Origin of the sequence: Bacteroides sp. 2_2_4 (assembly GCF_000157055.1) — a bacterium.
Taxonomy (GTDB): Bacteria; Bacteroidota; Bacteroidia; order Bacteroidales; family Bacteroidaceae; genus Bacteroides; species Bacteroides ovatus.
In genome coordinates, this window is the sequence record NZ_EQ973379.1 from 30,996 (window position 1) to 38,511 (window position 7,516).

General features: G+C 49.6%; 8 protein-coding genes and 2 pseudogenes. All 10 read right to left on the bottom strand.

The features are described 5' to 3' along the window. The coding region (gene traN, locus BSCG_RS00540) for a conjugative transposon protein TraN (protein WP_008777609.1) at window positions 1-634 on the bottom strand (634 nt) is incomplete at its 3' end. Window positions 635-667: 33 nt separating this feature from the next. Then, window positions 668-1,780, bottom strand: a complete 1,113-nt coding sequence (gene traM / locus BSCG_RS00535) for a conjugative transposon protein TraM (protein ID WP_008777610.1) — start codon at window positions 1,778-1,780, stop codon at window positions 668-670. After that, window positions 1,781-1,969: a hypothetical protein gene (locus BSCG_RS0128205; RefSeq protein WP_032849900.1), complete on the bottom strand. Its 189-nt coding sequence runs from the start codon at window positions 1,967-1,969 to the stop codon at window positions 1,781-1,783. Next, complete coding sequence (locus BSCG_RS00530) at window positions 1,959-2,234, bottom strand: hypothetical protein (protein ID WP_008777611.1); 276 nt, start codon at window positions 2,232-2,234, stop codon at window positions 1,959-1,961. Before BSCG_RS00530 ends, BSCG_RS0128205 begins: the two co-directional genes overlap by 11 nt. A gap of 13 nt (window positions 2,235-2,247) precedes the next feature. Then, window positions 2,248-2,871, bottom strand: a pseudogene (gene traK / locus BSCG_RS00525) (conjugative transposon protein TraK). Window positions 2,872-2,893: 22 nt separating this feature from the next. Then, the gene (traJ, locus tag BSCG_RS00520) at window positions 2,894-3,913 is read right to left on the bottom strand and encodes a conjugative transposon protein TraJ (RefSeq protein ID WP_032849901.1); all 1,020 of its coding nucleotides are present in this window, start codon (window positions 3,911-3,913) and stop codon (window positions 2,894-2,896) included. Between the two features lie 24 nt (window positions 3,914-3,937). Then, window positions 3,938-4,570 (bottom strand): DUF4141 domain-containing protein, encoded by a 633-nt coding sequence (locus tag BSCG_RS00515; protein ID WP_008777614.1) that lies wholly within the window; start codon window positions 4,568-4,570, stop codon window positions 3,938-3,940. An 18-nt stretch (window positions 4,571-4,588) separates the two neighbouring features. Further along, a pseudogene (locus tag BSCG_RS00505) lies at window positions 4,589-7,090 on the bottom strand (TraG family conjugative transposon ATPase). Continuing rightward, a complete protein-coding gene (locus BSCG_RS00495; protein WP_008777618.1) occupies window positions 7,053-7,403 on the bottom strand; it encodes a DUF4133 domain-containing protein in 351 nt (116 codons plus the stop codon). The pseudogene BSCG_RS00505 and the gene BSCG_RS00495 overlap by 38 nt, the downstream one beginning before the upstream one ends. A gap of 11 nt (window positions 7,404-7,414) precedes the next feature. Then, a partial coding sequence (locus BSCG_RS29280; protein ID WP_139016528.1) for a DUF4134 family protein occupies window positions 7,415-7,516 on the bottom strand: 102 nt, incomplete at its 5' end.

The following is a 7,516-nucleotide window of genomic DNA, read 5'->3' on the forward strand; positions in this document are numbered from 1 at the left end:
ACCGCATGAAATCCACATCGAAAGGCACATGGGAATTATTCGTCAGGGAAACGTGGAAGAAGAGCAGGTCCTTATGCACATAAATACCTTTCAGAAGAACCTGCATCCCGAACTGGCGGCATCCGATATGCTTCACGTCCCTGCGGTCCAGCCGGTGGATGGTGTACATCACGCTGGCGATGACCGTCGGATCTTCTTCACCCAGCTCCGTGACACGGATGGAACTGCCTCCTTTCTTTTCCCCTTCGTCCGGGTTCATCCATCGGTCCATATTGATATTCAGCGTTGAAGGCTCCTCTTTATAAACCACATTGAAAGAAAAAAAGGAACCGTCGCCTGTAATAACCGAGAAGTTTGTCTCACCCGGGAACTCTTTTACCGCCGCTTTTACACGTACCACATTCTCCACCCCGTCGGCTTTGCCCGCAATGATATTGTTACTGCCCAGGTCTACATAGCGTACTTCGGCAGGAAAAAGGATATGCACCGTCTTGCTGAAAGTGACCTCAATTTTATAAGGGGTGATATGCTGGCCCGCCGTCAGAATCCTGACTGGATTTGCCGGTCTTTCCTCCTGTGAAAAACCGGATACCGAGGCCAGAACAGCCATCAATAATGCTATAACTGTTTTCATTGTCTTATCTTTTTTATTAAAGTGAATAATCCGTTATTGTTTCTTTGTGACCAACAGCACCTTATATCCGGCTTTCAGTGTCACCTTGACCGCGCGAACCCGTCCGGCGATCAACCGTGTGCCGCCCTGCATGACTCCGCGCGTCAGGTCCATCACTACCTGCTGCCCGGCGGAACGTGCAAACGACACGCTGTTTCCCATGCTCTCGCTGACCGTCCCCACCGCATCCTTTGCCGCACTGCGGGTATCGGAGCCGGGAACAAAGATTCCCTTCTGCCCGTCCACATCATAAGTTGCTAACTGTACGGGAATGATATTCCCGGCATATTCAATGTTGCTGATCAGGATATCCAGCCGTTCTCCCCGGATTACCGCCGCACCCGTTACCAGACTGTTGGCAGGAACGATGATGTTGCCTGCTTGCAAAGGTTGGAGCAGCCTGAGTCTTACCCTGCCTCCCTGTTCGACAGTCTGGTTTTCCGAAATGCAGGCGGCAATGGTATTTGTCCCCATCCGGTAACTGCTGCCTACGGCTGTATTGAAACCGTAATTCCTTTCAACGGCGAGCGAAGCGATAAAGGCGGAATCCGTAACCGGCTGTGAAAGGCCGGAGGTGGTCTGGTGCTCCGCCCGCTGTACCGGAACAGCTTCCGGCAGTTCTTTTCCGGTTGTTTCTTCTTTTATGGTATCCTTATCCGGATTCAGATACTTTGCCGCCATCTTGTAGGAACGTTCCATCAGTTCCTCACGGGAAGCCCTCCGGTCCTTTTCTTTTTCCGCTTCTTCCAGCTTCTTGTTCAACTCCTCCACTTTTCTCTCCAGATCACTTTTTACAGTTTTTTCGGAAGTCTCATAGAAATCATCCAGCTGGCTGGAAATTTGCTCGTAGGTCTTGACTGACTGTTGCAGCCTGTCCCCGTCTTTTTCGTTCGCATCGGGTGTTATTTTTCCACCATCCAGCAACGTCCCGGCAAGCTGTTCCAGCGATTTCATCCGGCTTTTTTCCTCCACTTCCGCCTGCTGCTTCTCGTAAGCGGCGGTCTTCTTATCCAACAGCTTGGCCGTGGTAGGCTCCGGGACATTCACGTTGAACCCGGAGTTGCCGGAAACTTTCGTCCCGTTCTCCTTACCGGACGGGGCAAATATTCAGTACATGACTCCCAGGAATACCAGTATAAAGGCCGGAATCACAATAAACTTCCTTCTTTTCTCAATTTCTTCCGGGGCAAGCACCCTCTTTTCTTTCCCCGGCTCGTCCTGTAAGGCTCTGCCGGTTTCCGGCTGTATTGCCGTTTCTTCTACCGCTTCGGGCTTTTCCAATTCTTTATCTTCCATTATCCATTGATTTAGAATGATACATTATACTGTCTTTATCTGTCCGGTGGAGTGAATCTGCCGGAACATGCCTGCCAAATGGCAGCTCCTTTTGTGTGCCGTGAAAAAGAAAACGTCCGAAAGCACGTGTTACCGTGACACCACACAAGATCGTGCTGATAACCAGCATGCCGACAAGCACTCCCTTACGTTCTTTCTCCGACAGGCTTTCACAAACGCCCTTCAGCTTTTCACCAATTTCTGTTTTTATCTTTTTACTTTTCATTATCCTGTTCTTTTTAGCGTTCAACGGTCCTTATATCCCTGTTCTCCAGAATCTCGAAACGCTCCGCCATAAAGCCTTGTGGATTATTATCCGACCGGGTTACACTCTGCAGGAAACAACGGGTGACTAGGGAACGCTCGGTGATATTGCTGCTGCGGACAACCATCTGCCGGGCAAAGGTGATGATCCGGTAGGGATAGTTATCGAAGTCACACTGCATGCTGTCCACCAGGACGGTCTGGTTGATATTGCCGCTGATCAGCCGGTTATAATATCCTTTTTCGTTCCAATCCTTGTAATACCCGTAAAGGCTCTTGTCCGCCAGATACATGGCACGGTTGATGTTGGATTCGATGGCGGCCTTGTCGGGAGCCAGCGTAAAGAACAGCTCATGTAGGCGGCGCACATGCTCGCGGGCTTCCACCGGACGGTTCAACGCCGCATCCTGTGACAATGCCAGCATCAATGACTTGCCCTGATCCAGCACATACACCTTCTCCCGCTGCCGGTTAGCGAACAGGTAGGACTTTCAGATGGCATAGGTCGTGAGCGATGCGCAAATACCCAGAAAGACCAGCGTGAACAGGCGTATCTGCCTGAACGAGGATTCGATGTTCTTAAAACTCTTGAATTCCATAATTCTTATACTTTTTACATTCCTACTTTTTCAATAATACTGCTCCGACATTCCCCGTTGAAGCACCTGCCGCGGCACCCGCCACATTGGTCACTTTGGATGCCGTATTGTTCACATTCCGGTTATAGGCACTCATGCCTCCGGCCTGAACGATCCAGTTTGAAACCGTCGGTACACAGAAATATCCAATAATACCAATGAGCATAAAAATCAGATAGATTGTCGAGGAACCGTCCACATCGATGATGTTCATCGGGTTAGCCATCAGGTTCATCTCCTCCTGCAGGATAAGCATCTGTATCTTGGCGAGCATCGCCCCGAAGAGGTCTGATACCGGCAGCCAGAGGTAGACACTGATATAGCGTGCCAGCCACTGGACGAGCGTGTTCTGCAGACCGTCGAATACACTCAAGGCAAAAGCTATCGGCCCAAGAATACTCAATACAATCAAAAAGAAGGTGCGGATCGTGTCGATGACCAGCGTAGCGGACTGGAAAAGGATCTCCAGCAGTTTGCGCATGATCATCTGGGTGATCCCCTGTAGGGAGAAAGAATAGGAAACCTCATACATTGTTTGCAAAGCCGTATGCTCCTCCTCGCTCCAGCCCATGTTCTCCAGTTCAGCATCCAGCTCCTCGTTAGAGGCAAAGACGCTTCCGGTCATCATGGTTTTTGCCAGCATATCCGCCCGGAGCTTGTCCTTCTCCTGCTGGTATTTCTGCAAATCGAAGGTCTGGTCCCGGAGCAGAGTGCCGGTTCCCTGGACAATGGGACTGAAGATACCGTTAAGGGTTCCCAGTACCATTATATCGAAAAAGAGGATACAGATACCCAGTACGAAAGGTCGGAGCATCGAAAAAACATCTATCGGCTCGGCACGGGAAAGGGACTGCCATACCCGGTAAGCGATGTAGAACAAGGCTCCCAGTGCGGCCAGTGCCATTCCCATATCCATCATCGGCTGGCAGAGCCTGGTCATCGTATCGTACAGATTCCGGAGAATCTGGTGTAAGTTTTCAAATGAAATAGACATTAGCAACATACTGTTCTTATTTTAATTGAATGATTACCAGTAACGCTCGTCTTTGCCATACAAATCAAATACCTGTTGTTGTTCATTTTTCTGTTTGGCACGCAGGTAGGACACATGCAGGTTCTTTCGGGTATAATAGTTCGCAAGCTTCTTGTAATGCGTCATTTCTCCATATACCCGGTTTACCAGGTCTATACGCTCCTTGTCGTTCATGGACATGCCGGTGGGATTGATGATATTCTTCAGTTCGGCAATGCTGCGGCTGCTTTTCTTCATGATCGTATTATAACCGGAGGCTATCGCGTCCAATTCCCGCTGGCTGAAATTCTTGTCGGTCAGCATCTTGCCGAAATTGTTCACATAAATCTCGGAAATATCGCCCAGCATCAGGACGGACTCCTTGACTTTCTCGCTGCCGCTGATCAGGTCGTTCACCTTGCGCAGCTTCTCGTAATACTCCCGTCCCTGTTCGAATATTTTCGAGGTTTCCTTCCATGTGGAAAGGGCATTCTGTGCCGTTTGTGAGGTTTCCACCATCTCATTCACACTGTTCACGATACCTTGGACCAAGTTGCCCGGATCGGACACCACCCACTGCGCCTGCACGCTTGCCGGCACAATTAAAGCCGGCAGGACAAACAATAGACTTAAAACTTTCTTTTTCATTACTTCTTGATTTTAACCTTATTTTTTCTTTTTCTTCTCACTTGCCAGCATACGGATGGCCTGCTCCATATTGCCGCCCAGCTTCTCCGTCATTTGCGTGACTTCGAGTTTCTCAGTTTCCTCCGTGGTATAAGTGAGGTACTCCTCAACCGAGGTCTCCGTGGCGTAGACCGCAGACCGGACTCCGCCCAAGCCAATTCAAACTTCCTTATATTTTCTTGCCGGATCATTGGCCTGGTTGATGGACAGAATCTGCCCTTTCTCCTTGTCGGTCAATCCCAGCAGGGATTGCACGGAATCGAACTTGTTGATATACTTTCGCTGGTCCAACAAAATCTTACAATCGGCATTGTTAATGATGGTATCTTTGATAATAGGACTTGACACGATGTCATCCAACTCCTGCGTAACAACTACGGCTTCCCCGAAATATTTGCGGACGGTTTTGTACAAAAATTTAATATAATCCGCCATGCCTTCACGGGCGATTGCCTTTCATGCCTCTTCCACAACTATCATCTTCCGAACCCCATGTAACCGTCTCATTTTGTTGATAAAAGCCTCCATGATAATGACCGTTACCACTGGAAAAAGAATTTTATGCTCCTTAATTTCGTCAATTTCAAATACTACAAAACGCTTGTTCAGCAGGTCGAGCTGCTCATCTGAATTCAGCAGATAATCATATTCTCCACCACGGTAATATGGAGCCAATACATTCAGAAAGTTAGTGAGGTCGAAATCCTTCTCGCGGTAATGTTTCTCCTCCAGTATTCCACGGAACTCTCCCTGTACGAACTCGTAGAAAGTATTAAAGGAAGGAACCAGCTCAACATCCTCCTTTATCTTTTCAAGAAACAGGTTGACCGCCATTGAGAGGGCCACTTCCTCGGCACGGGTGATTACTTCCGTATCCCTTTTCCAAAGGGACATAATCAGCGTTTTAATGGACTCTTTCTTCTCCAGGTCAAAGATCTTATCCGCTGTAAAAAAGGGGTTGAAAGCTATCGGGTGTTTTTCGCTATACGTATAATACACGCCATCCTCCCCGTTTGTACGCTGGTGGATCAGGTCGCATAAACCCTTGTAACTGTTCCCGATATCAATCAGTATAATGTGGGTATTCTGTTCCCAATACTGCCTCACTAAATGGTTCATAAAAAATGACTTGCCCGAACCGGAAGGACCGATAACCAGTTTGTTTCGGTTCGTGATGATACCACGGCGCATCGGCTCGTCCGAGATGTCCAGATGCAGGGGTTTCCCGTTGGTCCGGTCTGCCATCTTGATGCCGAAAGGCGACAGGGAATCCGCATAGTTCGTCTCCCCGGTAAAGAAGCAGACTCCCTGCTCGATGAACGTATAGAAGGACTCCTCGGCAGGAAAATCACCCTCACCGCCGGGAATGCCCGCCCAGTACAGGGTAGGCGCGTCAATGGTATTGTAACGGGGCTTGCATCCCATCAGGGCCAGGGCCGAACCGGTATCGTTCTTTATCACCTTGAGTTTCTCCCGGCTGTCCGACCACGCCATGACATTGCAATGGCAACGGATGGCGGTCAGCCCGAAAGAATGCGCCTCGTCCAGATAGGCATCGATCCACTGTTTGTTGAGCTGGTTGGCACGGCTGTACTTGGAGAGCGAATGCATGTTGCGTGCCGTCTTCTCAAAGCGTTGCAGGATTTCCGCCGAATCGTCGATGAACAGGTACTGGTTGTAGATATGGTCACAGGAGAGCATCAGACCCACCGGAGCGGCAAAGCTCAGACGGCAGTCGCTACGGTCGGTGGAATATTTCTCATACCGGGTATCCGTCCGGACGGAGCCGGGAAGGTCGTCCACGTCGGACAGGGTATGTACGCAGAGGATATTGTCCCCGATACGCATCTCCGAGGCGCTCATCTGTATGTCCTTCAGCGTGGTCGTATCCTGTTGTGAAAGAGAAAAATATTTCTCAATCAGTCCGGCCTGTTGCGGCGTACCGACAATCTCGTCGGCGGTCAACCGTTCCAGACGGATAAAAGCTGAGTCGTTCAGGATGCGCTCGAACTGGTCGACGCTCTCCAGGAAACGGCTGACCGCATCCTTGTCCCGGACTTCCTTCGGGATGATGTTTCCCCGGCAGAGAATGGAGAAGTTGCTCTCTTTGCGGCTCCGTTCTTTGGTTGTCTTGGTGATGAACAGGTAGGCAAAATGGTTCAGGAAAGGCCGTTCATTGAAGTGGAGCTCAAAGGAACGGTCCAGAAAACTCATTTCGTCCTTCTGCGTGTCGGCCTTATAATTCTCTTTCAGGAACCAGTCCTGCCGGTGCACTATCGTGTAATTCGGCAGTACCTTGACTGCCTTTGTTCATGTGCCGTGCATGGATTCATAGTCTGCGGAAGTGACCGTGAACAGCTCCGGCAAGAAGACCTTGAAGCCGATGGTCACGTCCGCATCCTTGGAGAGGATGCATCCTTCTTCCACCGACAGGATAGGAAACTTACTTTCCAGCGTTGCGGCTTTTAATATATTTCTCATGAATACGTTTTTTAAATAAGGAAGATATACGTTTGCGATTGATGATATAAAACGGGTGGTATTTGACTGCTGCCAGCTTCATCAAGCCATTGGGACCGTACTTCTTGTTCAGGTGGAACATCCCGAAGACCAGCCCGAAAGCGGAAAGGACACCGAAGCCGATGCAGAACCACCGGTCAATACCTATCATATAAAAGATGACGAACAGCAGGAAGATGGCAAGCAGGCCGCCTACGAAGAAGTAAAGATATTGTGCCTGCAGGCCGTTAAACTCCACGCTGCGTCCGATCCCTTTGTTGATATTGTATTCCATAACCGTCTATATTACAGGAAGAATGAACGCAGGACGGTCGCGGCGACAATCAGGAAAACACAGGCTCCAAACCAGGATCCGGCAGTTTTTCCGGTATCGGGGTCTCCTGAAGA